The sequence below is a fragment of the Neptuniibacter sp. 1_MG-2023 genome (assembly GCF_030547185.1).
Taxonomy (GTDB): Bacteria; Pseudomonadota; Gammaproteobacteria; order Pseudomonadales; family Balneatricaceae; genus Neptuniibacter.
The window spans coordinates 82,648-107,259 of the sequence record NZ_JAUOQR010000005.1 but is presented as its reverse complement, the minus strand read 5'-3'; the positions used below and the strand labels follow the sequence as shown (position 1 = coordinate 107,259).

The window sequence follows — 24,612 nt, the reverse complement described above, 5'->3', positions numbered from 1 at the left end:
AGTTGGTTATGCGTTTTCGTTAACCATAATGATTTTACGGTGTGGGAATGGAATCTCGATTCCGTTCTCATCGAGCGCTTTTTTGATCAGTTCAGGTACAGAATAAAGAACATCAAAGTAATGCTCACCTTTGCAGAAAGGACGTACCAAAAAGTCCACAGAACTGTCATTCAAGGTTTCTACTTCAACAAAAGGTGCCGGATCTTTCAAAATATGAGGGTGATTAGCTAATACACTGTCAATCACTGCGCGAGCAGCATCGGTGCTTTCGCCATAAGCTACGCCAAAGTGCATATCAACACCGCGCACATCATAGTGAGAGTGGTTAATGATCTTCTCGCCCCAGATCTGGCTATTAGGGATAATGACCTGCTGTTGATCAAATGTTTGTAGAATCGTAGTAAACATATCGATCTCAGTTACATTACCAAAACAACCGGCCGCATCGATAAAATCACCTACTTTATAAGGTCTAAAGATGAGGAGCATGACACCGGCCGCTAAGTTTGACATAGCGCCCTGTAAGGCTAAACCAACAGCTAAACCCGCCGCACCTAATAAGGCAACGATAGAAGCGGTTTGCACACCGAAACGGTTTAGAACAGCAATAAAAACAAAAGCGAGTATTAAGTAGCGAGCAAAGCTACCTAAAAAACGGAAAAGCGTATCATCTAAATGTTTGCCTTTACCTATGTTAATAATCAGTTTGTTTACACTGCCTGCTATCCAAAAACCAATAATCAGAATGACTATTGCTAATAAGATATTGGTTGCCCAAGCGATCGCCGCTGGCAGGTGTTGATTTATATCGATACTGTCGAGAAATTCCATTTTTTATGCCTTGTTATTAGTTATGGTGCTTAGGGTAAATTTTTGTAGCTTAATAAGGGATTAAGAATAGTTGTCAGTGTAGTTGAAAACTCAAATTCTTATCTGTGTTGTTTTCGTACATCTGAGAGTGCAGATGCAACAATGCCTGTAGGAACTGCAATTAAGCCAAGACCTATCATAAGGATAACAAATGTGAATATGCGCCCGCCGATAGTGATTGGATAAATATCACCATATCCGACGGTAGTTAATGTTGCCACTGCCCACCATAAGCAATCAAAGATCGAGCGGAATACTGCGGGCTGTGCACTATTTTCGAAATGGTAGATACCTACAGCTGAAAGATAAAGCAAGACTAAACTGGCTATAGAAAAGATAATGAGTTCTTCTTTGACTAAAAATAACGCTTTGCTAAATCGTAATAAGGCTTGGTTGTACCTAGCCAGTTTTAAAAGTCTAGCTAATCTTAAGAGCCGCATCAGCCGTAAAGTGCGCAGATCTATGGCGGTAGCCACATAAAATGGCAGAATAGCTAAGAGATCAATTAAGCCATAAAAGCTAAAAATAAATTTAGTCTTATTTTCTGCAAGGTATAGGCGATACAAATATTCAACTGTAAAAATTGATACAACAATTATTTCTGAATAGTACAAAAATGTAGTCGTAGATTCATCTAAATCAGGAAGAGTATCTATTGAAAAACAAATGACTGAATAGATTATAAGTAAGGTAATTGACCATGCAACGATCGGTTGGTTAAAGAAAGTTTTTTGATCATCTTTAGCTACTTGCATTGTATCGGCCTATTGTTATTTTCTATGGTTGATACCTGATTCATTTAACCAATGTGTTTCTGTGATTATAGAGATAGGGATACCAGAATCACGATATTCGATAGCTTTCTCTATTTTTCGCCCAAAGCTTTCATGTATCCAACTATCGGTAACATAAGTTCCAATGACGAGGTAATCTAGAGTTTTAGTGACTGTTTTTGCGTTAATCCCGCCGAGAGTTTGAATTGCCGATTGGCAGTCTTTTCGTGTCCCGTAAGCACAAGTACCCGTAAATAAGAATGTTTTTTCATGGAATTTAATAATAGGTGGCGGTGAACAAAGGGGAAGGGTAGATGTTTTTGAAAGCTCACCCAGTTCTGATTTGTTGCCAGAGATACTATGTAGTATTGAAAAAAGCTCAGAAGATTCTTCGTTATCTAAAATACCATCTTCCAGCATATCGCTGACCTTTGAGAGCAGGTTTAATATTATTGGGTTATCGGAGTGACTGTTTTGTATAAGCCATGTTTGTAGAAATTCTGCTTCAGGTAAATCAACAACACCATTGGCGGTAATTCCTTTACTTAGACCGATTAAAGTATCTATTTGACGGTCTTGAATGTTTTTTCTATTAAATTTGGTAAATATATCCATATCATCATCCCTGTTTGTCCTAATTGCTAATTATTCCTATATAAACATTATATCGAATTGAGGCCATTGGTAAAAACCTCAGAGTACTTATCGTTAGCTGGTAGGTTTTAACCTAATTTTAAAGTTGCAGTATTCATAACAAATAGGGAAAGTTTTTCCTATAATTGGGCAGAATTTGAGAGTAGGTTTCGTGTATGCTTCTGCTTGCTCTACCTTTTTTAAACCTGTTCTTAATATCAATTTTCATGGGACACTTCACATTAACCCACTGCACTTATGCGGTAGGTTATTTATTTAAAGTCCTTTGAGTGCTTCGCGTATGTGCCCAACCATGGTGTCTGTCCTAAAAAATGAGGTTTTTTGTGACTAAAGATTTCGGAACTGATCGCCGTACCAACTTGATCGGTAGTTTCTGGATGGTAACTGCGATGGCTATCTTTGCTGCTGAAGATGCTTTTATAAAAATAGTTGCAGAGACTCTACCGATCGCACAAATTCTGGTGATTTTTGGGTTAAGTGGTGCTTTTCTATTTGCCGGTGTAACCCTAGTTAGAGGGGAGGGTTTGTTTCATTTAGATGTGATCTCCTGCCCGATGAGGTTTCGGGTACTGTTCGAGATTATAGGGCGGTTGTTTTACGTACTGGCTATTACTTTAACCCCCTTATCATCAGCTACAGTGATTCTTCAGGCGAGTCCCATTGTTGTAGTGGCAGGGGCGGCATTTATCTTTCGTGAAAAAGTAGGGTTAAAACGATGGGTGGCCATTTTTGTTGGTTTACTTGGCGTTATTATTATCATTCGCCCAGGAACGGATAATTTCTCTTTCTTGTCAATTTTTGCCATTTTAGGGATGCTCGGTTTTGCCTGTCGTGATTTAGCCAGTCGGGCGGCTCCGGCATCGATCAGTACATCCATTTTAGGTTTGTATGGGTTTCTTGCGGTTGTTGTGGCAGGCATGCTCTTCTCGGTGTGGGAAGCGATACCTTTTTTAGTCCCCGATTTTAAAACATCAATCTACCTAGTAGGTGCGGTATTAGCCGGTGTTACAGCTTATTCCTGTTTGATGAAGGCGATGCGAACAGGAGAGGTCTCTGCAGTGACACCGTTTAGATACTCGCGGTTGTTGTTTGGTATAGGTTTAGGCGTGTTGCTGTTTAATGAAGAGATAAGTTTTCCAATGTTGATTGGCTGCAGCTTTATCGTTGTTTCGGGGCTGTTTATTCTTTGGCAAGGTAAACAGACTGCACGTTATAAAATAAGCCAGTCACGGTGACTTATTTTTTATAGGGTTTAAGAGCCAAATTACTTAATGGCTCTTAAACGCTAATTGTAGTGATTGCACCCAGCGGTTGATCATAGCTTGCTAACCGCCTAGAAAAGGGGGGTAAATATGACGAAGAGTCTAGTGAGTCTTCTGTTTAATTTTTTTCATAAATGCTGAAAAGTGCGGAAACAGGCTTACAAATAGATCATCATTTTTATTAGCTAACATTAGGCCACCGAATAGTTTGATCCCTAGCGTTAAAGGGGCTGCTTTTGCTGGGCCTATATCTGTCCTAGCTTTGAGCTTTTCTATGATAGTAAAAAGTTCATCATGGCTGGAAAATTCGAAGGCTAGGCTGCTGTCTTCAGGCACTGAACCATCAGCATTTTTTAGATGCTCAATGTTTACTTTGTACAAATGCTGTTTCTTCATAGTCGTTATCTCAATCAATTAGCGTGTATGTTAGGGGAGTTATTAACTTTTCAGAAAAAGCTCAAGCTTAGGTTTAATTGTCATCGACATAATGACCATGAAAGTTAGTCCTAAAGGCAGAGCTGCTAGAGTGCTCGTTAGCCAAGCAGATAAAAACTCGGTCGAGGTTGAATATCCAATATTCGTTGTGGTTGTACTGAAAGCCATTATGGACTCCATCACGCAAGCCATAATCGCGCCTACAATAAGGTTACGTTTGTGCTCATTTGTATTAGGCATCTGTTGTTCAACAAACTTGGTAATCAAGCCCATAAGCAGTAAGCCTATAGGCATTAGGATGAAAGCAGATAGAAATGAGCTGAGCCAATCAGTTAAAAAAGTATTGGAGTAACCGACATTCATATAGGTCATAACCCCTGTTAATGAACCCGCTATAACACTCATTATGCTCAATATGATTAATACCTTATAAACCAAAGGTGTTTTCCTGCCGCTTTGACTCGGTAATGGCAGTTCAGTAGGGGTGTTCATAATGGCTTTCCTGTTTTGAAGCAAATTGCTGTATAGTTGACAATAGCAACTATATTTCTTAATGGTTGATATTGTCAACTATATTTAAAAGAGTAGTCGAGATGTCTAATCAAAAATCGTTAGAGAACTTATTTCGCTTAGTCCATGGATTAAAGCGCCAAATGTATAAAAAAACAGAGCAACTAAGTTTAGATCTCACGCCTATGCATATTCGAGCGCTGAAGATTGTTGATAGGAAAAAACCGTGCACAGCGGTGGATATAGCGGGTATTCTTGGACGCGATAAAGGGCAGGTGACACGATTAATTAACACTTTGATTGATAAAGGTTTAATCGAAAGAGAACCCAACCCTAATGATAAGCGAAGCCATTACCTAAGTATCACTGATGCGGGTATGACTGTAGTTGAGGAGGTGATGAAGATTGATGCTGATACGGTCAATAAGATGACACAAAACCTAAAGCGAGAAGAGCTAGCGGAATTTGAGCGTATTTCTGAGTTAATGGCAAATAACCTTTATGAGGAGAATAATTAATCCAGTGAGATTGGATCCTGTGTAAGACAAATATTCACCATAGCCCTTCGTTCACGGGGTGAACTCCTACAGGAATCGGTAGTGTAGGAAGCCAACCTTTGGCCTATTGTGTAGATAAGTTGAGTGTTGTCGGCGCGTATGTCTTGCCACTTTATGTCCACCGTTTAGCTGCCTTAATTATTTTTCTATTCGAATAAGTAAAATGGCTTTCTTTGCTGTCAAATGGAAATAACTTACCACGCTCGTTATTCTGTACGCGTGTAATGAGCAATGCTAACAGGAGCTATATTGTGAAATGGATCATTATAATACTCGCTGTCACTTTGTCGCTGAATGTAAATGCTTCCCGCTTTAAAGGGAAAGATGGTAATTACATTGTACGGGGCGATACGGCGACAAAGCTATTTCTTGCAGCAGGTGAACCACTTCGGAAAAGAAGCGAGAGGGTTTGCTTAGATAAAAAGCGAGATTATTGTAAACGCTGGGGTCGTACAGAGTACTGGTACTATCAAGATCGCGAGGAGAGTAGTGTGATCTGGACCATTAAAATTGTCGATGACAAAGTCGTTGAATTTAGCTGGAGCCGTTGAAGGATTATAGGGTTAGAAGGTTTAGCTTCGAGCTTTATACGCTCAGGGCAAGGTATAGTCGGTAAGCAAAATAACTAGCGCCAGCTAAAACGATGACGGTCATAATATGATTATTGAAGCGACTGAAAGAGTTGCGGCGCTCTTGTTTAGTTTGTTCGATAAATTGTCTGTATTCAGCAATGTTTATAGGTTTAATCGGTGTATAAGTTTCATCTTCTAAGGCTTTAAATGCACATTGACCTTGAGAATCAATCTCTGCCCATATCGTGTAGCTGTCAGCAAAAGGGGGCATTCCAGATGTTGGCCCTGTATTCTCGCTGCCGATAAAGATCGGTATACCTAAGCCTTCTAGTCGGTATTTAATGGAGATAGCTTCATCTTTGTCGGCAATTTTTGCGATTAATTTCATAATAATAAACTGAAATACGGGTTGTATTTGTCCTTGTTTAATTGGGCCTATTGATCAATTTTGCTCAGGTTAATGACTTTGCTAAACAGATGTTTTTTGGGGTAATTAATTGTGAGCTCAAAGCTATCAACTGTATTAAATATTAATTTATAGTGATTGTCTGATAGTTCTATAACGTCTTGTAAATGGTAGCTATTGTAGGCTGCGTTAAAGCTATAGTGAGCAACCCTTTTATGTTGTTTATTGAGCACTATAATTTCACAACCTTCCTCAAAAGGGCAATCCCAACTTAAAAATAGGAGAAAGTATTGGGTAAATTCAAACTGTTTATCAATAATATAGCCGGGGACTTTTATACCTAGTGCTCGACCCTTGTAATATAGCAACGATTTTAAAGGGCGGTTTTCGTATTTACCTTCATGTTTTTGTAATGAAAATTTATCGATAAAGTTCACAAATATCCCTATTTGTTGATAACGCTAAGGTTTAGCTGTTGGCTTAGGCAAGATGCTTAATGAGCGTTTTTATCCGATCCGTTTCAGCATCGGTTGTGTTGTCTGGTAGTGGTTCATTCGCTCTGCTATACCAGTATTGAGCATTTGAAATATCACCTTCAATTCTATGTAGTAGGCCGTGTATAAGGTAGTAATATTTATTATTACCATCTTGCACTAAGTTGTGAGCTTGATCCCATTCATCCTGCTCTATAAGGTCGATTGCACGCTGTAATTTATCCATTATTGAGCTTCATCTAATTGATAGATCCACTACTTTACCATTTAGATATAGGAAGGTCTGTGCCTAAGCTATATGAGAAGCTGATCTATAATCTATCGTCTCTCTATAGATTAAAGTGCAGTGGGCTGTAGCAATTGCTTCTGGAGCGCAGGCCGTTAAAAGGGTTTCTTGCAACGGTTGTAGGAACAGCGCATAAGGGTTCAGTGTGTACTTTAACGGCTTAATGTTTTTATATTGCGATAAACCGTTTTGTGTTTCTCTATTTCCAAGTAAAATAGCGCTATTCAGCAGTGACTCTTCTCTGCTTATCATCTAAAGAGATATCCCTTTGCTAAGTTATAGACACTCCTTTCATGCAGGTAACTTTGCCGACATTCTCAAGCATATTGTTGCGGTTGAGGTGTTAGAACATCTGACTAAAAAAGATAAACCCTTTGAATATATTGATACCCATTCTGGGGCAGGGCTTTTCAACTTTAAGTCGGCACATGCCCGTAAATTAGAGGAGCATGTGAATGGTATCGGTAAGCTGAAGGAAGCCGATTATCCAGAACTTGCGAGCTATTTTAAGGTGATTAAATCTTATAACGAAGCGGGAAAGAGTAATCTTTATCCAGGTTCGCCCTTGTTAGCGAAATACTTTTTACGACCACAAGATCGTGCTTGGCTGTTTGAGTTACATCCAGAAGATTTCCAATATCTCTGTCTGAATACCAGTCGACAGCGGAAGATTAAAGTGACCTGTAGTGACGGCTTAAAAGGGATGGATGCGCTTATGCCTCCTGCAAGTCGTCGAGGCTTTATTTTAATTGATCCATCTTATGAGGTTAAAACTGAATATGATGAGGTGGTTAAAGCCATAGTAAAGGCACATAAAAAGTTTGCTACAGGAACGTATGCTCTCTGGTATCCGGTGGTCGATCGGGCAACGATTAATAAGATGAAGAACAAGTTTATCCGCAGTGGGATTAAAAATATCCAGTGCTTTGAGCTAGGTGTTTCACCTGATTCGGATGAGCATGGCATGACCTCATCGGGCATGATTGTAGTGAATCCACCTTGGGGACTCTTTGATAAAATGACCAAGTTACTACCGAAGTTAGCGCGGACTTTAGGTGAAACTGATGAGCCCATTTTCCAGTGTGATCAGTTAGTCGAAGAGTAGCTTGAGCAAGCTCTATATTATCAATATAAGGAAACGGTTTTGTCTGTATTAGATGCCTGCTCTAGAACTGATCCTGCGCTGAAAAGTCAGTTTGATGCGTTGACCTCAGAGTTACAAGCTCACCTTGATCATGGGGCTAAGCTAATTGATTGTCCTCAATGTGGCTATCATGCGGCGGTCGAAGAACAAGGCTTTGCGCCCATCTATTTTAGTCACTGTCTGCTGTGTCGAACACGGGTACGTTTTGTACGTATGCTTTGTCAGTGTGGCACTGTGAGTGCCTATGATGGAGCTAAGTATCAGCACTGTATTAGTTGTTCACATCCTTTCACTTATACTGAGGTAGTTAAGCAGAATGAGCCGAAAGTGTGTGGAGAGGAGCCCGCTGATCATTATGAAGGCGCACAGGCTTTATGCCATATCTGTTGTAAAAGCCATGACACGGTGTTTGAATTTGATGAACAGTGGTTATGTTTAGGCTGTTTAGAGGAGCATCGCCCCCCCGGTCGCTGTGAAACATGTGAAACGGTACAGACCGGTGATCTTGAAGATAGCTTTGAGAAAGGTTGTATGCTGTGTGCTGGCCGTATAACCTGGGATTAAAGCGCTATAGGGTTAAGAGCAACCTACAGCCCTTTAGGCGTGTAGGTTGCTGATTTCGGCTATTGATTAGGTTTTAAACAGGTTCACAACACGCTGTAGTTCTTTACCCGCATTATCTAATTCGTAGATCGCATTGGCCATCTGTTGACTTGATTGAGCGGTTTCCATCGCGATGTTACTAATATTTTCAACGTTGCGACTGATATCTTCACTCACGGCAGTTTGCTCTTCAGCGGCCGATGCGATCTGCATACTCGAATCTGAAATATTGGTAACTGAGGCGGTAATAGCGGTCAGTGCTTCCCCAGCTTGAGAGGTCATATCAACACTGCACTTAACTTTATCGTTGCTTAGCTCCATTCGCTCTACAGCATTACGAGTGTTGCCTTGTAGACGCTCGATCATCTCTCTGATTTCGGTAGTGGAGTTGGCTGTTTGCTGGGCAAGGTTACGCACTTCATCAGCAACAACCGAGAAACCACGTCCAGCATCACCTGCTCGTGCTGCTTCAATCGCCGCATTTAGGGCCAGTAAATTGGTTTGTTCAGCTATATTCTGAATCACATCCATCACTGTGCCGATTGCGTTACTATTAGATTCAACTTGCTCAATCATGCCGGTAAGTTCATTCACTTCACTAGAGATGCTTTCGATTGAGCTAACGACCTGTTGTACTAACTGATCACCATTTTTAGCTTCGTTATTGGCTAGCTGTGTTTGTTGAGCAGCAGAGGCTGCATTACTTGCAACCTCTTCGGAGGTTGCTGTCATTTCAGATATAGCGGAGGCGACCATCTCTGTTTCTTGTTGTTGGCGATCTAAATCCCCATTTAAGCGGGTGATACCGCCTGACACTGTATTGAGGTGTGTCGTTATTGTCTGCATAGTGTTGTTTAACTGTTGAGTAACATTACGTAACCCTGCAACGGTGGCTTTGGCGCTGCGGCTGAGTAAGTGGATCTCATTTTGACTGTTTTCGGAACCCATATCTGTACTGATAACAGTGGTTAGATCCCCTTTACCAATCGCCTGCATGTAGTTGCATATTTGAGCGATAGGTTGAAGACGAGTACGTAAGGTAATAAGTAGAAGTAGGGTGATCACAATGGCGCTGATAACCGAGATAACGGTCATTTCTACCAGTAAAATGTCTTTAGCTTGAGTTAACTCGGCGGTGTCACTTTGAACAACCACGCCCCAATTCCACTGTGTGTTTTGTGTAAAAGCGATCAGTTGATTTTGTATTGTTCCATCAGGGGCTTTTACTGAGAACTGTCGAGTACCACGTGGGTTATTTTTTATGATCTCTAGCAGTTCATTACCATGTTCAGAGATCTCAGATATTTTGTTTACTTTATTGTTCGGATGTAAAACTAGCTCACCAAAGTGTTCGCCTTCTTCTAGATTAACAATGTAAGCGTAACCTTTTTTACCAATACTAAGTTGAGTAATAGATTCTTTAAGAGCATCTAAATGTGAGGTGTAATCTAAACCGACATAAAAAAGACCCGCTACGTCGCCATTCTCATTTTTAAAGGGGACATACTTGGTCATGTAGTGACGGCCGAAAATATATGCAGGGCCTATATATTCATCGCCGCTAATAAGTTGTTTATATCCAGGGTGAGTCTTATCGAGCATCGTGCCTATGGCGCGTTTTCCATCAGCCGTACGAAGAGAGGTGCTCACTCTCAAAAAGTCATCACCTACACGCATAAATATAGTCGCAGTAGCACCGGTCAGTTCGCTAAATTGGTCCGCTTTGCTGAAATCGTTGCTAATAACCTCTCCATTATTTACCAATAGAGGTACTTCGTATTGACCTACATAGTCTTTAAGAAAGTCATCTGTAGTGATTTCACCGGGGAACATACTGATAAAAGCTGAGCCAAGTTCAGCGGTTTGTTGGCGCAGAGTTTGATTAAAAAAATCAATATTATGAGATAGGTGGTCCACCTGCTGCTCGACTGATCGCTCAACGGTTTCCATGAAAGCATTATCAACTTCACGGTTTATAAATACGTTTAATGTTGTAAATATAACTACAACGATGACTAACATTATGTAGGTAAGCTGTTTAACTATAGAGGAATCACGGAAAAATGAGGGCATTGTAAAGACAACCTAAAGTGATGAACTTTTATTTTACGATGTAGCGAAACTACTTAACTACATTATGAAAAGCAATATTAAAATCAGTAAAATCATATGCTTGATACTTAAGTTCTGCTTATTTGATCTAAAACAATACATATTGATAAGTTTCTGTAGGTTCGGTCTAGTGAAATTTGCTAATTCGAGATGAGTTATAGTCCTGTGAAGGGAAGGCTTTTTGTGCGGCTGTACCTCGATATTTAAGATAATAAACCTTGGTAGATTACACACTAGAAAAATACGCGAAGGCTTTGGTTGGTGGTGGGCTAAGCTTATTGTTTTTTAGGGATGTAAAACAAAAAAACCAATTCCCATCTCGGAAATTGGTTTTTTATTATTCTCTCTTTGTATTTATTTGTTCTTTTTGGATTCTTCAAGAAGATAAGCAATAAAATTCTTAATGCTATTCAAATTGAACTCCGCACTGCTCATGTGGTGCTCTAAATCTTTGATCTCATGCTCTTGTTTGAGATGTTCACGACGAATCACTTCTTGCTTTAACTCTTGCAGTGTTAGCTGTGTTTCATCGATTAATTTGTTTAGTCTCTCAGTGGACAATATTTGTAAATTGCTCATAGGATTCCCCTTAATTAAAGTTGGCTGCTAATGCCCAAACAAAGGGCTGGGGCGACAAAGAACACGCCTAAAATATAACCTAGCGCGGCAAGTTTATTTTCAGCCGCTATTCCACCTAATGCTTCCGCACATTTAACCGGTATATTTCTTAGTAGTGGTAGACCATAAATTAGCACGACACCTAGAATATTATAAACAAGGTGAATAAAGGCGATTTGTAGTGCCGCTTGTGCGTTACCTGTCACAGCGGTGGCTGCAAGTACGGCTGTCACACAAGTACCAATATTTGCGCCCAACGTGAATGGATAAATATCCTTCAATTTGAATGCGCCAGAGCCTGCAAGTGGCACCATTAAGGATGTGGTTGTAGATGATGATTGGACAAAAATAGTGACTAAAGTACCTGATGCAATACCCGATAAAGGTCCGCGACCAATCGCTGTGTGCATAATATCTTTAGCTTTGCCTACCATCAGCTTTTTCAACAACTTACCGACCATGGTAATGGCAATAAAGATGAGACCAATACCAATTAAGATCAACGCAATACCGCCAAGTTGGTCGCCGAAAGAATGGGTTACATCTTTAACTGTATTAACGACTGGGGCTGTTGCTGTTTTTACAAAGTTAAAGCTCTTAATCGATGAGTCACCAGAACCGTAAAATAGGCTTGATAACCAACTGCCTATTTTCTCTAAAAGACCAAAGGCGATTTCCAATGGTAAGAAAATCATTACAGACAGTAAATTAAAGAAGTCGTGTACGGTTGCGGCTGAAAAAGCGCGCTTGAATTCTTCTTTCGCACGGACGTGACCAAGGGAGACGATCGTGTTCGTGATAGATGTACCTACGTTGGCCCCCATAATCATAGGAACCGCAAGCTCTACAGGAAGGCCACCAGCCACAAGCCCCACAATAATGGAGGAGACGGTAGACGATGACTGAATTAATGCTGTGGCTATGATACCAACGACAAGCCCTGCAAAAGGATTGCTAGCGAAAGAAAAGAGTTCACTCGCATGACCGGCTGAGGCCATTTTAAATCCACTACCTATCATGCCAACAGCACAGATCAATAAGTAGACTAAAAAGCTAACCATTATCCATTGTAGATAGTTTTGATACTCGTTTTGCTTGGGAAGTACCGCTTGATTATTTTCCATGTTGGGGTTCTACCTAATAGTTGAGAGGCAAATGGATAGTACCTCTGGAACTTTGCAGAAATATGACTAACGATAAGTTAAGAAGAAAGCTCCCCCCTCAAAAAATAGAGTAGGAAAAGGGGCGTGTTCAAAAGATATGCGTGTTACCTAAAGAGAAGTAAGGCGTGAAAAGCATTTCTTGAGTAGTACGTCTATAAAGGCGCTCTATTGTTAATCTAATGGTTTTTAGTGCAGTACTAGCGACATGTTATTTATGACCTAATTATCTGACTCTATATAAAGTGGATCAAAGGTATAAGTTGCTCAGTGAATTCATCATCCCTGCTTCTTTCACTTAAAACGGAGCAGAGTGATTGTTTTTCACAAATATAAAGCATAAATATTTAATAATAGGGGAGGCCCGCCGGCAATTTTTATACGTATAATTGTGTGTTTCTTGTACGATTTACCTCGACATTTCGGGCATAAATCTTTATAGTGCGCCTCCCATATTTAGGCCTTTTGTAGGGGCCTGTGTTCTTCATATTATCTCTTAGGTACCTCTCTTTTGATTTCTACCGCAAACATCACCATGCAGTTTGGCTCTAAGCCTTTGTTCGAAAACATTTCAGCCAAATTTGGTAATGGTAACCGTTACGGTCTTATCGGTGCGAATGGCTGTGGTAAGTCAACGTTTATGAAGATCCTCAGTGGGGAGCTGGTACCCACATCCGGTAACGTCTCCATTACACCGGGTTATACCGTTGGCACACTGAGCCAAGATCAGTTCGCTTTTGAAGAGTACAGCGTTATTGATGCCGTTATCATGGGCGATGCTCCTCTATGGAAGGTTAAGCAAGAGCGTGATCGTATCTATTCTTTACCTGAGATGTCTGAAGAAGATGGAATGAAGGTCGCCCACCTTGAAGGTGAGTTTGCTGAAATGGATGGCTATACCGCAGAAAGTCGTGCTGGAGAGATTCTTCTTTCAGCTGGTATTGCAGAAGAGTTGCATTGGGGCCCAATGAGCCAAGTTGCTCCCGGTTGGAAACTACGTGTTCTTTTGGCGCAGGCGTTGTTTGCTAATCCAGATATCCTGTTATTGGATGAGCCGACCAACAACTTGGATATTCATACGATTACCTGGCTTGAAGAGCTATTGAACCAGCGTAAATGTACAATGATTATCATCTCCCATGACCGTCATTTCTTGAATTCAGTTTGTACCCATATGGCTGATATAGATTATGGTGAGTTGCGTATATTCCCAGGTAACTACGAAGACTTTGTTGCAGCATCTACGCTTATTCGTGAACAGCTTCATGCGGACAATGCTAAGAAAGCGGCTGAAATAGACGATCTTCAGCAGTTTGTAAACCGCTTCTCTGCCAATGCATCAAAAGCTAAACAGGCAACATCCCGTGCTAAACGCATGGAAAAAATAAAACTAGATGAAGTTAAACCATCCAGTCGTGTTGCGCCTTATATTACGATGAAACAGCATCAAAAATTGCACCGCCAAGCGTTAGTTATTGAAGATATTTCCCATGGATTTGATGGCGAAGTACTTTTTTCTGGCGGCCATATGATTCTTGAAGCGGGTGCTAAGTTAGCGGTGATCGGTGAGAACGGTGTTGGTAAAACAACCTTATTACGTTGCTTGCTTAACGAACTTAACGTGAATCATGGTGAAATAAAATGGGCAGAAAATGCAGAGATCGGTTACTGCCCACAAGATAGTAGTGATGAATTTGATAATGACCTGACTTTGTTTGAGTGGATGTCGCAATGGCGTACACCAAAACATGATGATCTAGCGGTACGTGGTATGTTGGGGCGTTTGCTCTTCACAGCAGATGATGCCAACAAAAAAGCAAAAGTATGTTCAGGTGGAGAGAAAAACCGTCTATTGTTTGGCAAACTGATGATGTCAGATACAAACGTTTTGATCTTAGATGAGCCAACCAACCATTTAGATATGGAATCTATCGAGGCGTTGAATAATGGTTTAGCGAATTATGATGGTACGATTATATTTGTTAGCCATGACCGTGAATTTGTATCATCACTTGCGACGCGTATTCTTGAGATAAAGGATCATAAAGTGATCGACTTCCAAGGTACCTATGATGAGTACTTAACGGATCAAGAGAAAGCCAGCAAGGTTGCTTAGTTACAACGACTAAGGGCATTGTTGAAGGAGGCCATTAGGTTGGCCACCTTTTAAAATAAAGCTGAACAGCTGTTTGTTGACGATAGTGGGACCGCTTAAATGGGGTTGAGTCTATCTATTCACAGGGTTCAGCTTTTTTTATGTGTGTTTTTCGGCAGAGAGGATATATCTAACACCGCATTATTTGCATTAGTTTATAAATTGATCCCTCACTTCCCTGCATTTATCCGGCGTCATATCTAAGTCAACGGTAGGAAGTCTATCGGTTACGCGCCGACCTTCTGGATTAATACGTCTTGAATAGATGAGTTCCATATCGGGTGAGCTGGATTTATAAGCTCGTCTACGACGGTCTGTTGTCGATTTTCGTCGCTCGGTGTTTTGATATTTTTTAGCTTGGTAGTCAACTAACCATTCACTTGCATGCAGTAAGGTTGGCAGATTAGGGCTGATTTGGCCGCTATGAGGGCAAGCCCAGTAATAGATGAATTTAAAATCATCTAAATCTTTAATGAGTTTTAAGGATACGCTGGACATAACTTTCTACATTCCTTGTAGAGGAAAGGTTATCAATAACAGCTAAATATTGAGTTAACAGGATAGGCCCAATCATACGGTTAATTAGCGATGGTAAATATAAGAAAAAGTCTTAATTTAACCTTAGCACTGTAGGAGTTTTTTATCGGCTGAGCTGGCCGCCTAGTTGGCGGCGCGTTTTTTGGTGTAGCTGTGTTATTTATTCGTTGGGGGCGTAAAGGTGAGCTCCTAAATAGAACCCCAACCTTTGGCCGAAGGTTTTATAAAATCACAGCGGCGAGCCCTAAGAATATTAAAAAGCCCAATGTATCGGTAGTACCTGTGATGATAACGCTGCTGCCTAAGGCGGGATCTTGTCCAAGACGTTTTAATGCAATGGGGATCGCTACTCCGATAAGGGAGGCAAACAACATAGTGCTTAACATAGCGAGCATCATGACTAAAGAAAGGTAAATATTGCTATAGAGAAGATAGGTAATAAAAGCGGTAATGCAGCCCCACATAAGGCCATTCATAAGGGAGATGGAAAGCTCTTTTCTTAGTAGTTGCAGCGTGTTGCTTGCAGTTAATTGTTTTGTAGCTAAACCGCGTATAACTAACGCAACCACTTGATTTCCTGCATTACCGCCAATATTAGCGGTGATAGGGAGTAGGGCTGCTAGTGCGACGACTTGGGTAATTACAGTTTCAAACTGATCAATAATACGTGAAGCAATAAAGACAATTAAAAGGTTCAGGGCGATCCAAGGCCAGCGGTTTTTTGCGGACTTTGATATAGGATCAAATAGGTTTTCCTCTTTATTCAAACCCGCATTAAGGAGTAGTTTTTTATGGGCCTGTTCCGCTATTAAATCCATTAAGGCGGTGACACGCAGTATACCTACGAGCTTGTTATGGGCGTTAACAACCGGTGCGACAATTAACTCGTAGCGCTCAAAGCTGCGAGCAGCCTCTTCGGCAGAACTATTCGTGTGAAACGTAATGGGCTTATCGTCGAGAACATCGGCTATAGGTAGGTCGCCACTATGGGTTAATAGATCCTCTAATGCGAGGGTTCCTTTTAGATGCCCATAATCATCAATGACCATGATCTGACCCGAGTTATCAGGCAGAGATCCTTGGCGTCGAAAAAACCTTAGTACGACATCGAGTGATATATCATCACGGACAACGGGCATATCAAACTCCATCCAAGCGCCAACGCACTCTTCAGGAAAACTCATAGCGGAACGGACGCGGTCACGCTCTTCGCTTGATAGGGAGAAGAGTAAATCAGGGGCCACATCTTTTGGCAGATCTTGTACTAAATCGGCGATCTCATCACTTTCAAGGTGCTGGGCAGCGGCGGTTAGAATCTGAGTGTCAGAGTGGTTAATGAGCTCATGTTTTACTGAATCAGACAGCTCAAGTAATACAGCACCTGCTTTCTCTTCATCAATTAAATGCCAGATCAAAGGGCGCTGTTCTGGTGGAATAGATTCAAGGAGTAGAGCGGTATCTGCAGGGTGTAACCGATTAATGAGCTGGCCAAGTTCGGTTAAATGCTGTCTGTGGGTTAATGATTCCACGAGCGAATGTTTAGGCTGTTTGTTCTGGCTATGCAACCAAGCTTCAATTACCTCTTTTCGATTGATAAGTAACTGAATACGCTGGATCGATTGTGATAAATGTTGAGAGTGAGAGTCGGACAAGGTCTTGCTCCAGCTATAGATATTTAAGCATTATGTTTGCACATTGTTACAGGCGATACGCGGTTTGCTTTAAAGGGGATAGCTACATAAGTATTTAAAGGAGGAGGTAGCTATCCTTAATCATAGGGTCAATAAACAGCCGTTTTATGATTAGTATTATTCTGCTGTTGTTAGTTTACTAGGGATAATTGCTTTAATGGCCTGAACAAGGATAAGAACAAGTGCACCAGCAATAACACCACTTAATGCCTCTAATAGTGTGGAGACAATGACCATTAATATAGCGTCGGAACCGTCCGTTACCTGCTCGATAAAATGATGCAAGAAAGGTAAACCATGAACAAGTATTCCACCACCCACCATAAACATGGCGATAGTGCCGATAATTGAAAGCGCTTTCATCAATTTTGGCGCGGCGGATAAGATTCCTCGACCTAAGGCTTTCTGAAAACGGCCGCTATCAGGGTTACGAATTAAATAGAGCCCCATATCATCTAACCTAACAATACCCGCCACTATGCCATATACACCTACGGTAATAATAAAAGAAAGACCAATTAATACGGAGAGTTGGGTGAGTAGTGCAGCGCCCGCCACTGTGCCTAAAGTAATAACGATTATCTCTGCGGATAAGATAAAATCAGTTCTAATAGCGCCTTTTATTTTCTGTTTCTCAAATTCAACAATGTCTACATCTGTATTTTCAATCGCCGATTTAAGTTCTTTATGATGGGCTTCTTTTGATTCTTTCGAGTGGAATAGGGCGTGGAATACTTTCTCAAACCCTTCAAAGCATAAAAACAGTCCGCCGAGCATCAATAAAGGGGTGATCAGCCAAGGAATAAAGTAACTAATGGCCAGAGCAGCAGGCACAAGAATCATTTTATTCAGCAAAGAGCCTTTTGCTACCGCCCAGATAACGGGTAGCTCCCTATCAGCTTTAACACCGGAGACTTGCTCAGCATTTAAAGCTAAATCATCACCTAATACGCCTGCGGTTTTTCGTGCGGCGACTTTTGTCATACTCGCTACGTCATCCAGCAGGGTTGCAATATCATCAATTAGCGCGAAAAAGCTGGAGCCAGCCATGTTATATATCCTTAATAAGCTGTTGATTTAGGAGCGAGTAGTATAACGAGTTTATATGAATATGCTCTGACTCGTCGTTGATCAGATTTAGAATCGAGCCTGTTATTCAATCTTACTTACAGTGATAATAGATGCCAAATCTTAGGAGCATGTATGGCGAAGAAATTAAAGGTATCGGATGAAGTGGTTGCTGAAGCGATGCAAGTGGCGAAGGCGACACAAAAGCCAGGCCAGACAAAAGAGCAAACCAAGTTGATCGCCCAAGGTATTCAAAAAGGGATTGAGGAGTATAAAAAACGCAATAAGGAAAAAGCGCGCGCTTTAGATAAACAGAAACGTAAGTTGAATGAAAAAGCGAGCAGCCTGACTGCGCAGCAAGCGGACGACAGCGCCCTTACACCAGACGTTATCTATCAGCAAAGCAAACTCCCTTGGGCGCTTTTACTCCTGAGTTGGGTGGCGTTTATTGCGTATATTTATCTGGTGGCATAGCCAACGACTCATTCGTTTTTTGGTCTGTTTTTTCGACATGAGAGCACTAAAGCCCAAAATTCAGAGAAGTCATTTACAACGACATCAGGTTTGTATGGGTAACGTTCAGTACCGGGGAAAATCTTATTTAACCAAGGTAGATCCCATTGAGCACCGTTAAAAAACACACTAGTAATCCCCGCTGATTTGGCGGCAATCACGTCAGTGGTACTGTCGCCTACATACCAAATGTCGGCGCCGAGGGGGATATTTAAGTTCTCGGCTGCTTTTAGTATTTGGTCGGTGTGGGGTTTACGCTCAACCGTATCATCGCCACAGATCTCGGTATCAAATAGATGGGCCCAACCGCCATCGACGGTGTTGAGTTCATGGACAAAAAATTCACGATCTCTATTGGTGATAACACCAACAATAAGGCCTAATTTACGCAACCCTTCGAGCATGTTTTTTACTTTAGCTTCAAAGGGAAGGGCGGTTCCATAGTATTTACGGTAATGCTCTGTGAAGCCCTTGTGAGCTAAGGTTTTTGCCACATGGTTATCAGCAAAGAGAATCTCAAAAATATCAGTACGGGATATTTTACGGTCGATTTTTATTTTCGGGTGAAGGCTTAAATTATCACGGACATATTCGACGAGGCGTTGATCATCAGGGGATTTGCACTTAGCGGTATCAACCAGGTGCTCTAATAACCCCAGCTCTTTTAACTCTTTCAACATATCATCTACGGCGTGGTACATCGCATCTAAGGTATCCACCAGTGTGGCATGCCAATCAAAGAGGATCACTTTAGGGTAGGTCAGTTTTGCAACCGCAGGGTGCCAGTCAGGTTTTTTGTGTTCCGCTTTAGGTTGGCGGGGCGGTAATCGAGCAGGGCGTTCAGAAAGTAGCGTTGGAGATAGCTCGGTTTTCTTACTAGCTAACACTAGATCGAGTAGTTCATCAAAATCATCAATAATAATATCTGGATCGTAGCGATGGTGGGCGTGCTCGGCAAAAACCTGCTCAAACCAATGGGGTGCCCAGAGTGCGCCGTTATAGAAAACACGAGTGACGCCGGCTTTAGTCGCGGTCATCATATCGGTGACGCTATCCCCTACATACCATAAGTGCTCATCAGCCTTTAAATTAAGCTGTTTTGCGGCTTGTAGCATAGCATCCGGCGCAGGCTTGTAGCGCTGCATCTCATCGCCGCATAAGGTTACATCGAAGAAATCTTTCCATCGACCATCCTCAACTAGGGCTAATTCAGGGTCGAGAAATTCACGACTACGGTTGGTGACCACCCCAATTTTTATCCCAAGCTTTTTAAGATAGATGAGATATTCGTACATTCCATCTTGGAACGGTTTTACGCTGCCATAGTGATGACGGTAGCAATCGTTATAGGCTTTGTGAGCGATCTGGTTGGCTTCATCATTATCACCAAATATGGCATCGAAAACGTCTGTTCTAGAGATGCGCTGTTCAGCTAATACACGGGGATGAAGGTGGCGATAGATACGTATATAACGGATCAGTTTTTCATCATCTTCTGTTTTGGCATCTTCTTCAGGTAGGAGGTGACGTACTAAGTCCAACTCATCAAGTTTAGCTAGCATCTCTTCAATGGCTTGATACATCGCTTGGTGAGTATCAACTAGCGTACCGTGCCAGTCGAATAACATCAGATTAGGGCAGGGGAGTAGAACGCTGTTTTCAATGCGCGCCTGTGTTGTATTAGGCATACCGGATCTCCTTATACATCATGAACTATGTAGAGAACAGTCATGAACCATATGAATATCAGTATAGACAGGAAACGGGAGTATTTTTTCTTAACCCTTCGGCCAAAGGTTGGCCTCCTACATGCAAGGCCTTTTCTGTAGGAGCTCACCTTTATGCTCGGAACGAGTGCCAGAGCGAATATGCCAGAGCCGATAAATATGAAAAACGCCCATGAAAAACAGCAGGGAAAATAAAACGCTATAAAAAAGGCTAACCTTCAGAAAAGGTTAGCCTTTTAATGCTCACCGCCGGTTAGAGGCGATGGGATATAGCGCATCGCGTTTAGATCTTTGCCAACAGTTGTTCTAGCTTAACTTGGTCTGCGGCAAAACTGCGAATACCTTGGGCTAGTTTTTCTGTGGCCATTGGATCTTCATTCATCATCCAACGGAACTCCGCTTCGCTCAGGGATAACTTACCCTGCTCAGATGTGGCATTAGCGGCTGAGAGTTTAGTGGGCAGTGCTGCATTGTTATCTTCTAGTTCTTGCATCAGCGCTGGGGCAATCGTTAAACGATCACAGCCTGCAAGTTCTTGAATCTCGCCAATATTACGGAAGCTCGCACCCATCACGATAGTGTTGTAGCCATTGGCTTTGTAATAGTTATAGATATTCGTAACGGACAGAACACCGGGGTCATTTGCACCGCTATAGTCACCCTCTTCATTGGCTTTATACCAATCAAGAATACGGCCTACAAAAGGGGAGATAAGGAAAACACCCGCATCCGCACAGGCCGCAGCTTGGGCAAAACTAAACAACAAGGTTAAGTTACAGTTGATACCTTCCTGCTCTAGCTGACGCGCCGCTTGGATACCTTCCCAAGTTGAGGCGATCTTAATCAAAATGCGCTCTTTACCTATGCCTGCTTCAGCGTAAAGGCTGATCAGTTTACGTGCACGCTCAAGGGTTGCTTCGGTATTAAAAGATAAACGTGCATCAACTTCGGTAGAGATACGGCCGGGAATGATATTAAGAATCTCACGACCAATTTCAACCGCTAAGCGGTCAGTCATATTGTCCAGCTGTTCCTGTTCAGAACCGCCTTTACCTGTTGCCCACTCCTTAGCGGTAACAAGCAGTGATTTATACTGCGGTAACTCGGCTGCTTTTAGCATAAGAGAGGGGTTAGTCGTTGCGTCCACTGGCGTAAAACGAGCAATGGCTTCAATATCGCCCGTATCGGCTACGACGGTCGTGATCTGTTTAAGCTGTTCTAACTGCGTTGTCATAATATCTAATAATCCGTTTTCTAATCGGGTACACGTTCCAGTGCTGCTAAGAGTACCTCAATTGAGGCTCCAGGTTTATGGGCATTTTCGCTAATAAAGCGTCGGAACTGTTTACCGCCCCGTTGAGCATGAAAAAGCCCCAACATGTGGCGCACTATATGGTTTAAGCTGACACCTTGTTCTAATTGGCCCTCAATATAAGGGATCATAGCTAACGCAGCTTCTTTGCGGCCAATGATTGGCGCAGTGCTGCCATAAAAAGCTTGATCGACCTCTGCTAATAAATAAGGGTTTTGATAAGCTTCGCGCCCTAACATTACACCATCAACATGTTGCAGATGTGTGTGACATTGTTCAATGGTTTTAATCCCACCGTTAATATGGACTTCAAGCTCTGGACATTCTTGTTTAATGCGATAGACCCAGTCGTATTTTAACGGTGGCACATCGCGGTTCTCTTTTGGGCTCAGTCCCTGCAAAATCGCTTTTCGAGCGTGGATAATAAAGACTTTACAGCCTGATTGACGGACAACGTCGACAAACTCTTTTAGCTCATCATAGCTGTCCATATCATCAATCCCTAAACGATGCTTGATCGTAACAGGAATATCGACAGCCGCTTGCATCTGTTCAAGACAATCAGATACCCGTTGTGGGTGCTCCATTAGGCAGGCACCGATCATATTGTTTTGCACACGATCACTTGGGCAGCCCACATTAAGGTTCACTTCATTGTAACCATAATCTTCAGCCATCTTGCTACACTGCGCCAGTTCTGCGGCATTACTGCCACCGAGCTGAAGTGCAACCGGTTGTTCCTCTTTGTTGTAACGAAGAAAACGGTCGGCTTCTGCATGAATAAGTGCGCCGGTCGTCACCATCTCTGTATAGAGAACCGCTTCTTTACTGAGTAAACGATGGAAATAACGACAGTGTTTATCTGTCCAATCCATCATGGGTGCAACCGTGAAACGACGGTTTAGCGTATCTTTAGCTATGGTCATTAATGTGTAGGGCTTATCGTATTAAGTGGGTGCATTAAAGGTGATGTTAGATCTCGGACGAGATTATATACTGTCTGATTTTTTTGCGCTGCATAAAGCTTGATAATGGTTGGGTATCTTTAGGGTAAATGTTAGCCTAAGGCCTTAATCGGAGCATCGTCTATTTAAAGGTTTTAAAGCGATATGGCTGAGAAAGAAAACGGGTTTACAACAAAAAACACAGGGTTTAAACGTTTTTATTATGCGTCGATATACTCATGGCAAGGGCTCAAAGCCGCGTACGCACAAGAGCCGGCTTTTCGTTATGAAACTTGGGCAAGCGCTGTTTTAATCCCTTTATCTTTTGTAGTTGCAGAGACGCCAATACAGTTAGCAGCCTTAATTTGTACCTGCTTGTTGGTACTGGCATTTGAGCTAGTCAATACTGCTATTGAGGCAGTTGTTGATCGTGCGGGAACAGAGTTTCATGCCTTGGCCGGCTTAGCAAAAGATTTAGGGTCTGCTGTTGTGATGGTTGCACTCGGGATGGGGGCGTTGATCTGGTGGGCCATTCTATGGACTAATTATTCATAGTTTGCCACATATTGAACATTTTTCTTGTCAAGATAGCGTACTGATACATTTCTTAGTGGCTCATAATGGGCCGCTAAGTATATAATTCCCTCCCATAAAATTTCTTTAAATTTATCGACTCCAAGGACACCAATGACGACTGTTCGTACTCGTGTTGCACCTTCTCCAACAGGTGACCCCCATGTAGGCACCGCCTATATTGCGCTGTTTAACTTAGCTTTTGCCCGTCAGCATGGCGGTCAGTTCATCTTGCGTATTGAAGATACCGATCAAACGCGTAGCACGGATGAGTCAGAACAGAAGATTCTTGATTCTCTACGCTGGTTAGGTTTGGAGTGGGATGAAGGTCCCGATGTAGGTGGCCCACACGGTCCCTATCGTCAAAGCGAGCGTAAAGACAGTTATGTAAAATATGCGATGCAGCTGGTTGATGAAGGCAAAGCCTTTCTCTGCTACCGCACCGGTGAAGAGCTAGATGAATTACGTACCGCACGTCGTGCTGCGGGTGGCCATACGGCGCTAAAACAGAGCGACCTTGCACTACCTGAAGAGGAGGTGGCAAAGCGTAAAGCGGCAGGTGCTCCTTATGTTGTGCGTATGTGTGTACCTGAAGGCGAAGGTGTGTGTGTTGTTGAGGATATGCTACGTGGCCCGATCGAACTAGAGTGGGGCATGGTCGATGCGCAGATCCTACTTAAATCCGATGGGATGCCAACCTATCATTTAGCGAACGTGGTTGATGATCACCTGATGGAGATCACCCATGTTATCCGTGGTGAAGAGTGGATCAACTCAGCACCTAAACATCAGCTGCTTTACCAATATTTTGGTTGGGATATGCCTAAGCTTTGTCATATGCCATTGCTGCGTAACCCTGATAAGTCAAAACTATCTAAACGTAAAAACCCAACCAGTATTCTGTATTACCAACGTATGGGCTTTTTGCCAGAAGCCTTGCTGAACTATTTAGCACGTATGGGTTGGTCAATGCCGGATGAAAGCGAGAAATTTACGCGTCAGGCGATGTTCGATAATTTTGATATTCAACGAGTATCTTTAGGCGGCCCAATCTTTGACCAGACCAAGCTGAGCTGGTTAAACGGCCTATGGTTACGTGAAGATCTAACTACCGAGCAATTTGCTGCCAAATATCAGGAGTGGGCACTCAACCCTGAATACCTGATGCAGATCGTTCCTTTGATTCAACAGCGGGTTGAAACCCTGTCCGACGTTGCGCCTTTAGCGAGTTTCTTCCTAGCGGGCATGTTAGATATTAGCGAAGGGGATTTTGAACATAAGTCCCTCGAAAAAGACGACATCCGCCGTATGCTGCAATATGCAGTTTGGCTATTAGATACTGAAAGCCAGTGGGATAAAGACCGTCTATTCAGCCAACTAAAACAGTTGGCTGATGCAATGGGCTTTAAGATCCGTGACTTCCTATTCCCGCTATTTATAGCGATTGCAGGTACAAACCAAACCGTATCGGTAATGGACTCTATGGCAATTCTAGGCCCAGATATGACCCGCGCCCGTTTACGTCATGGGGTGAACGTACTGGGTGGCCCCTCTAAGAAAGAAGCCAAGCGTTGGGAAAAAGAGTACAGAGACCTAAGCAGCCAGATCGAAGGCTAAAGGTTTTACAGAGATAAAG

The 24,612-nt window shown here is 42.2% G+C and carries 26 protein-coding genes; 9 read left to right on the top strand and 17 right to left on the bottom strand.

Features of this window, described 5'->3' with window-relative positions; all coding sequences use genetic code 11:
* Window positions 1-6: 6 nt before the first annotated feature.
* From Q4492_RS07855 to Q4492_RS07845, 3 genes are all read right to left on the bottom strand, one after another.
* Window positions 7-831, bottom strand: a complete 825-nt coding sequence (locus Q4492_RS07855) for a mechanosensitive ion channel family protein (RefSeq protein WP_303416690.1) — start codon at window positions 829-831, stop codon at window positions 7-9.
* 98 nt (window positions 832-929) lie between these two features.
* On the bottom strand, window positions 930-1,625 hold the full coding sequence (locus Q4492_RS07850) for an ion transporter (RefSeq protein WP_303416689.1): 696 nt from the start codon (window positions 1,623-1,625) through the stop codon (window positions 930-932).
* A 15-nt stretch (window positions 1,626-1,640) separates the two neighbouring features.
* Window positions 1,641-2,258: a BRCT domain-containing protein gene (locus Q4492_RS07845; RefSeq protein WP_303416688.1), complete on the bottom strand. Its 618-nt coding sequence runs from the start codon at window positions 2,256-2,258 to the stop codon at window positions 1,641-1,643.
* Between the two features lie 362 nt (window positions 2,259-2,620).
* On the opposite strand from Q4492_RS07845, the gene Q4492_RS07840 reads away from it, so the two are divergent.
* The gene (locus Q4492_RS07840) at window positions 2,621-3,532 is read left to right on the top strand and encodes a DMT family transporter (protein ID WP_303416687.1); all 912 of its coding nucleotides are present in this window, start codon (window positions 2,621-2,623) and stop codon (window positions 3,530-3,532) included.
* Window positions 3,533-3,661: 129 nt separating this feature from the next.
* Here Q4492_RS07840 and Q4492_RS07835 read toward each other — a convergent pair whose 3' ends face one another.
* Both Q4492_RS07835 and Q4492_RS07830 read right to left on the bottom strand, forming a co-directional pair.
* Entirely contained in the window at window positions 3,662-3,955 is a 294-nt protein-coding gene (locus tag Q4492_RS07835) for a DUF3861 domain-containing protein (RefSeq protein WP_303416686.1), read from the bottom strand.
* A 42-nt stretch (window positions 3,956-3,997) separates the two neighbouring features.
* Window positions 3,998-4,486, bottom strand: coding sequence for a DUF2798 domain-containing protein (locus Q4492_RS07830; RefSeq protein ID WP_303416685.1), 489 nt, complete (start codon window positions 4,484-4,486; stop codon window positions 3,998-4,000).
* Between the two features lie 101 nt (window positions 4,487-4,587).
* On the opposite strand from Q4492_RS07830, the gene Q4492_RS07825 reads away from it, so the two are divergent.
* Window positions 4,588-5,022, top strand: coding sequence for a MarR family winged helix-turn-helix transcriptional regulator (locus Q4492_RS07825; RefSeq protein WP_303416684.1), 435 nt, complete (start codon window positions 4,588-4,590; stop codon window positions 5,020-5,022).
* A gap of 290 nt (window positions 5,023-5,312) precedes the next feature.
* The gene (locus Q4492_RS07820) at window positions 5,313-5,612 is read left to right on the top strand and encodes a hypothetical protein (protein ID WP_303416683.1); all 300 of its coding nucleotides are present in this window, start codon (window positions 5,313-5,315) and stop codon (window positions 5,610-5,612) included.
* A 34-nt stretch (window positions 5,613-5,646) separates the two neighbouring features.
* Here the strand turns inward: Q4492_RS07820 and Q4492_RS07815 are convergent, their stop codons facing one another.
* Genes Q4492_RS07815 through Q4492_RS07805 form a run of 3 tightly spaced genes read right to left on the bottom strand, consistent with a single transcriptional unit; the run spans window position 5,647 to window position 6,759 of the window.
* Window positions 5,647-6,021, bottom strand: a complete 375-nt coding sequence (locus Q4492_RS07815; protein WP_303416682.1) for a hypothetical protein — start codon at window positions 6,019-6,021, stop codon at window positions 5,647-5,649.
* Between the two features lie 47 nt (window positions 6,022-6,068).
* The gene (locus Q4492_RS07810; RefSeq protein ID WP_303416681.1) at window positions 6,069-6,476 is read right to left on the bottom strand and encodes a hypothetical protein; all 408 of its coding nucleotides are present in this window, start codon (window positions 6,474-6,476) and stop codon (window positions 6,069-6,071) included.
* 43 nt (window positions 6,477-6,519) lie between these two features.
* Window positions 6,520-6,759 carry a hypothetical protein gene (locus Q4492_RS07805; protein WP_303416680.1) on the bottom strand — a complete coding sequence of 80 codons (240 nt, stop codon included), beginning with the start codon at window positions 6,757-6,759 and terminating at the stop codon, window positions 6,520-6,522.
* Between the two features lie 328 nt (window positions 6,760-7,087).
* Here Q4492_RS07805 and Q4492_RS07800 point away from each other — a divergent pair, with 328 nt between their 5' ends.
* On the top strand, window positions 7,088-7,924 hold the full coding sequence (locus Q4492_RS07800; protein WP_303416679.1) for a 23S rRNA (adenine(2030)-N(6))-methyltransferase RlmJ: 837 nt from the start codon (window positions 7,088-7,090) through the stop codon (window positions 7,922-7,924).
* 39 nt (window positions 7,925-7,963) lie between these two features.
* Entirely contained in the window at window positions 7,964-8,527 is a 564-nt protein-coding gene (locus Q4492_RS07795) for a hypothetical protein (protein ID WP_303416678.1), read from the top strand.
* Between the two features lie 66 nt (window positions 8,528-8,593).
* Here the strand turns inward: Q4492_RS07795 and Q4492_RS07790 are convergent, their stop codons facing one another.
* The 3 genes from Q4492_RS07790 to Q4492_RS07780 all read right to left on the bottom strand — a co-directional run bounded on the left by Q4492_RS07790 (window position 8,594) and on the right by Q4492_RS07780 (window position 12,420).
* Entirely contained in the window at window positions 8,594-10,639 is a 2,046-nt protein-coding gene (locus tag Q4492_RS07790) for a methyl-accepting chemotaxis protein (RefSeq protein WP_303416677.1), read from the bottom strand.
* A 393-nt stretch (window positions 10,640-11,032) separates the two neighbouring features.
* Window positions 11,033-11,257 carry a hypothetical protein gene (locus Q4492_RS07785; RefSeq protein WP_067985494.1) on the bottom strand — a complete coding sequence of 75 codons (225 nt, stop codon included), beginning with the start codon at window positions 11,255-11,257 and terminating at the stop codon, window positions 11,033-11,035.
* A gap of 14 nt (window positions 11,258-11,271) precedes the next feature.
* Complete coding sequence (locus tag Q4492_RS07780) at window positions 11,272-12,420, bottom strand: Na/Pi symporter (protein WP_303416676.1); 1,149 nt, start codon at window positions 12,418-12,420, stop codon at window positions 11,272-11,274.
* A gap of 547 nt (window positions 12,421-12,967) precedes the next feature.
* On the opposite strand from Q4492_RS07780, the gene Q4492_RS07775 reads away from it, so the two are divergent.
* Window positions 12,968-14,572 carry an ABC-F family ATPase gene (locus Q4492_RS07775; RefSeq protein ID WP_303416675.1) on the top strand — a complete coding sequence of 535 codons (1,605 nt, stop codon included), beginning with the start codon at window positions 12,968-12,970 and terminating at the stop codon, window positions 14,570-14,572.
* A 189-nt stretch (window positions 14,573-14,761) separates the two neighbouring features.
* On the opposite strand, the gene Q4492_RS07770 is transcribed toward Q4492_RS07775, so the two are convergent.
* From Q4492_RS07770 to Q4492_RS07760, 3 genes are all read right to left on the bottom strand, one after another.
* Window positions 14,762-15,109 carry a hypothetical protein gene (locus tag Q4492_RS07770; protein WP_303416674.1) on the bottom strand — a complete coding sequence of 116 codons (348 nt, stop codon included), beginning with the start codon at window positions 15,107-15,109 and terminating at the stop codon, window positions 14,762-14,764.
* Window positions 15,110-15,369: 260 nt separating this feature from the next.
* Window positions 15,370-16,800, bottom strand: a complete 1,431-nt coding sequence (mgtE, locus tag Q4492_RS07765) for a magnesium transporter (RefSeq protein WP_303416673.1) — start codon at window positions 16,798-16,800, stop codon at window positions 15,370-15,372.
* A 156-nt stretch (window positions 16,801-16,956) separates the two neighbouring features.
* Window positions 16,957-17,889, bottom strand: coding sequence for a DUF808 domain-containing protein (locus Q4492_RS07760; protein WP_303416672.1), 933 nt, complete (start codon window positions 17,887-17,889; stop codon window positions 16,957-16,959).
* Window positions 17,890-18,042: 153 nt separating this feature from the next.
* Here Q4492_RS07760 and Q4492_RS07755 point away from each other — a divergent pair, with 153 nt between their 5' ends.
* A complete protein-coding gene (locus tag Q4492_RS07755; RefSeq protein ID WP_303416671.1) occupies window positions 18,043-18,381 on the top strand; it encodes a DUF2956 domain-containing protein in 339 nt (112 codons plus the stop codon).
* Window positions 18,382-18,389: 8 nt separating this feature from the next.
* On the opposite strand, the gene Q4492_RS07750 is transcribed toward Q4492_RS07755, so the two are convergent.
* The 3 genes from Q4492_RS07750 to dusA form a co-directional block, all read right to left on the bottom strand.
* On the bottom strand, window positions 18,390-20,108 hold the full coding sequence (locus Q4492_RS07750; RefSeq protein WP_303416670.1) for an HAD family hydrolase: 1,719 nt from the start codon (window positions 20,106-20,108) through the stop codon (window positions 18,390-18,392).
* A gap of 322 nt (window positions 20,109-20,430) precedes the next feature.
* Complete coding sequence (tal, locus tag Q4492_RS07745) at window positions 20,431-21,381, bottom strand: transaldolase (RefSeq protein ID WP_303416669.1); 951 nt, start codon at window positions 21,379-21,381, stop codon at window positions 20,431-20,433.
* A gap of 20 nt (window positions 21,382-21,401) precedes the next feature.
* A complete protein-coding gene (gene dusA, locus Q4492_RS07740; RefSeq protein WP_303416668.1) occupies window positions 21,402-22,385 on the bottom strand; it encodes a tRNA dihydrouridine(20/20a) synthase DusA in 984 nt (327 codons plus the stop codon).
* A 183-nt stretch (window positions 22,386-22,568) separates the two neighbouring features.
* On the opposite strand from dusA, the gene Q4492_RS07735 reads away from it, so the two are divergent.
* Both Q4492_RS07735 and gltX read left to right on the top strand, forming a co-directional pair.
* A complete protein-coding gene (locus Q4492_RS07735) occupies window positions 22,569-22,958 on the top strand; it encodes a diacylglycerol kinase (protein ID WP_067866797.1) in 390 nt (129 codons plus the stop codon).
* A gap of 132 nt (window positions 22,959-23,090) precedes the next feature.
* The gene (gene gltX, locus Q4492_RS07730; protein ID WP_303416667.1) at window positions 23,091-24,593 is read left to right on the top strand and encodes a glutamate--tRNA ligase; all 1,503 of its coding nucleotides are present in this window, start codon (window positions 23,091-23,093) and stop codon (window positions 24,591-24,593) included.
* The last annotated feature ends 19 nt before the right edge of the window (window positions 24,594-24,612 follow it).

Coding starts and splice junctions, on each gene's coding strand:
- Q4492_RS07855 (WP_303416690.1), bottom strand. CDS start 831: ATGGAATTTCTCGACAGTATCGATATAAATCAACACCTGCCAGCGGCG.
- Q4492_RS07835 (WP_303416686.1), bottom strand. CDS start 3,955: ATGAAGAAACAGCATTTGTACAAAGTAAACATTGAGCATCTAAAAAAT.
- Q4492_RS07750 (WP_303416670.1), bottom strand. CDS start 20,108: ATGCCTAATACAACACAGGCGCGCATTGAAAACAGCGTTCTACTCCCC.
- Q4492_RS07735 (WP_067866797.1), top strand. CDS start 22,569: ATGGCTGAGAAAGAAAACGGGTTTACAACAAAAAACACAGGGTTTAAA.
- Q4492_RS07755 (WP_303416671.1), top strand. CDS start 18,043: ATGGCGAAGAAATTAAAGGTATCGGATGAAGTGGTTGCTGAAGCGATG.
- Q4492_RS07805 (WP_303416680.1), bottom strand. CDS start 6,759: ATGGATAAATTACAGCGTGCAATCGACCTTATAGAGCAGGATGAATGG.
- Q4492_RS07850 (WP_303416689.1), bottom strand. CDS start 1,625: ATGCAAGTAGCTAAAGATGATCAAAAAACTTTCTTTAACCAACCGATC.
- gltX (WP_303416667.1), top strand. CDS start 23,091: ATGACGACTGTTCGTACTCGTGTTGCACCTTCTCCAACAGGTGACCCC.
- Q4492_RS07790 (WP_303416677.1), bottom strand. CDS start 10,639: ATGCCCTCATTTTTCCGTGATTCCTCTATAGTTAAACAGCTTACCTAC.
- Q4492_RS07825 (WP_303416684.1), top strand. CDS start 4,588: ATGTCTAATCAAAAATCGTTAGAGAACTTATTTCGCTTAGTCCATGGA.
- Q4492_RS07760 (WP_303416672.1), bottom strand. CDS start 17,889: ATGGCTGGCTCCAGCTTTTTCGCGCTAATTGATGATATTGCAACCCTG.
- Q4492_RS07770 (WP_303416674.1), bottom strand. CDS start 15,109: ATGTCCAGCGTATCCTTAAAACTCATTAAAGATTTAGATGATTTTAAA.
- dusA (WP_303416668.1), bottom strand. CDS start 22,385: ATGACCATAGCTAAAGATACGCTAAACCGTCGTTTCACGGTTGCACCC.
- Q4492_RS07830 (WP_303416685.1), bottom strand. CDS start 4,486: ATGAACACCCCTACTGAACTGCCATTACCGAGTCAAAGCGGCAGGAAA.
- Q4492_RS07815 (WP_303416682.1), bottom strand. CDS start 6,021: ATGAAATTAATCGCAAAAATTGCCGACAAAGATGAAGCTATCTCCATT.
- Q4492_RS07785 (WP_067985494.1), bottom strand. CDS start 11,257: ATGAGCAATTTACAAATATTGTCCACTGAGAGACTAAACAAATTAATC.
- tal (WP_303416669.1), bottom strand. CDS start 21,381: ATGACAACGCAGTTAGAACAGCTTAAACAGATCACGACCGTCGTAGCC.
- Q4492_RS07845 (WP_303416688.1), bottom strand. CDS start 2,258: ATGGATATATTTACCAAATTTAATAGAAAAAACATTCAAGACCGTCAA.
- Q4492_RS07780 (WP_303416676.1), bottom strand. CDS start 12,420: ATGGAAAATAATCAAGCGGTACTTCCCAAGCAAAACGAGTATCAAAAC.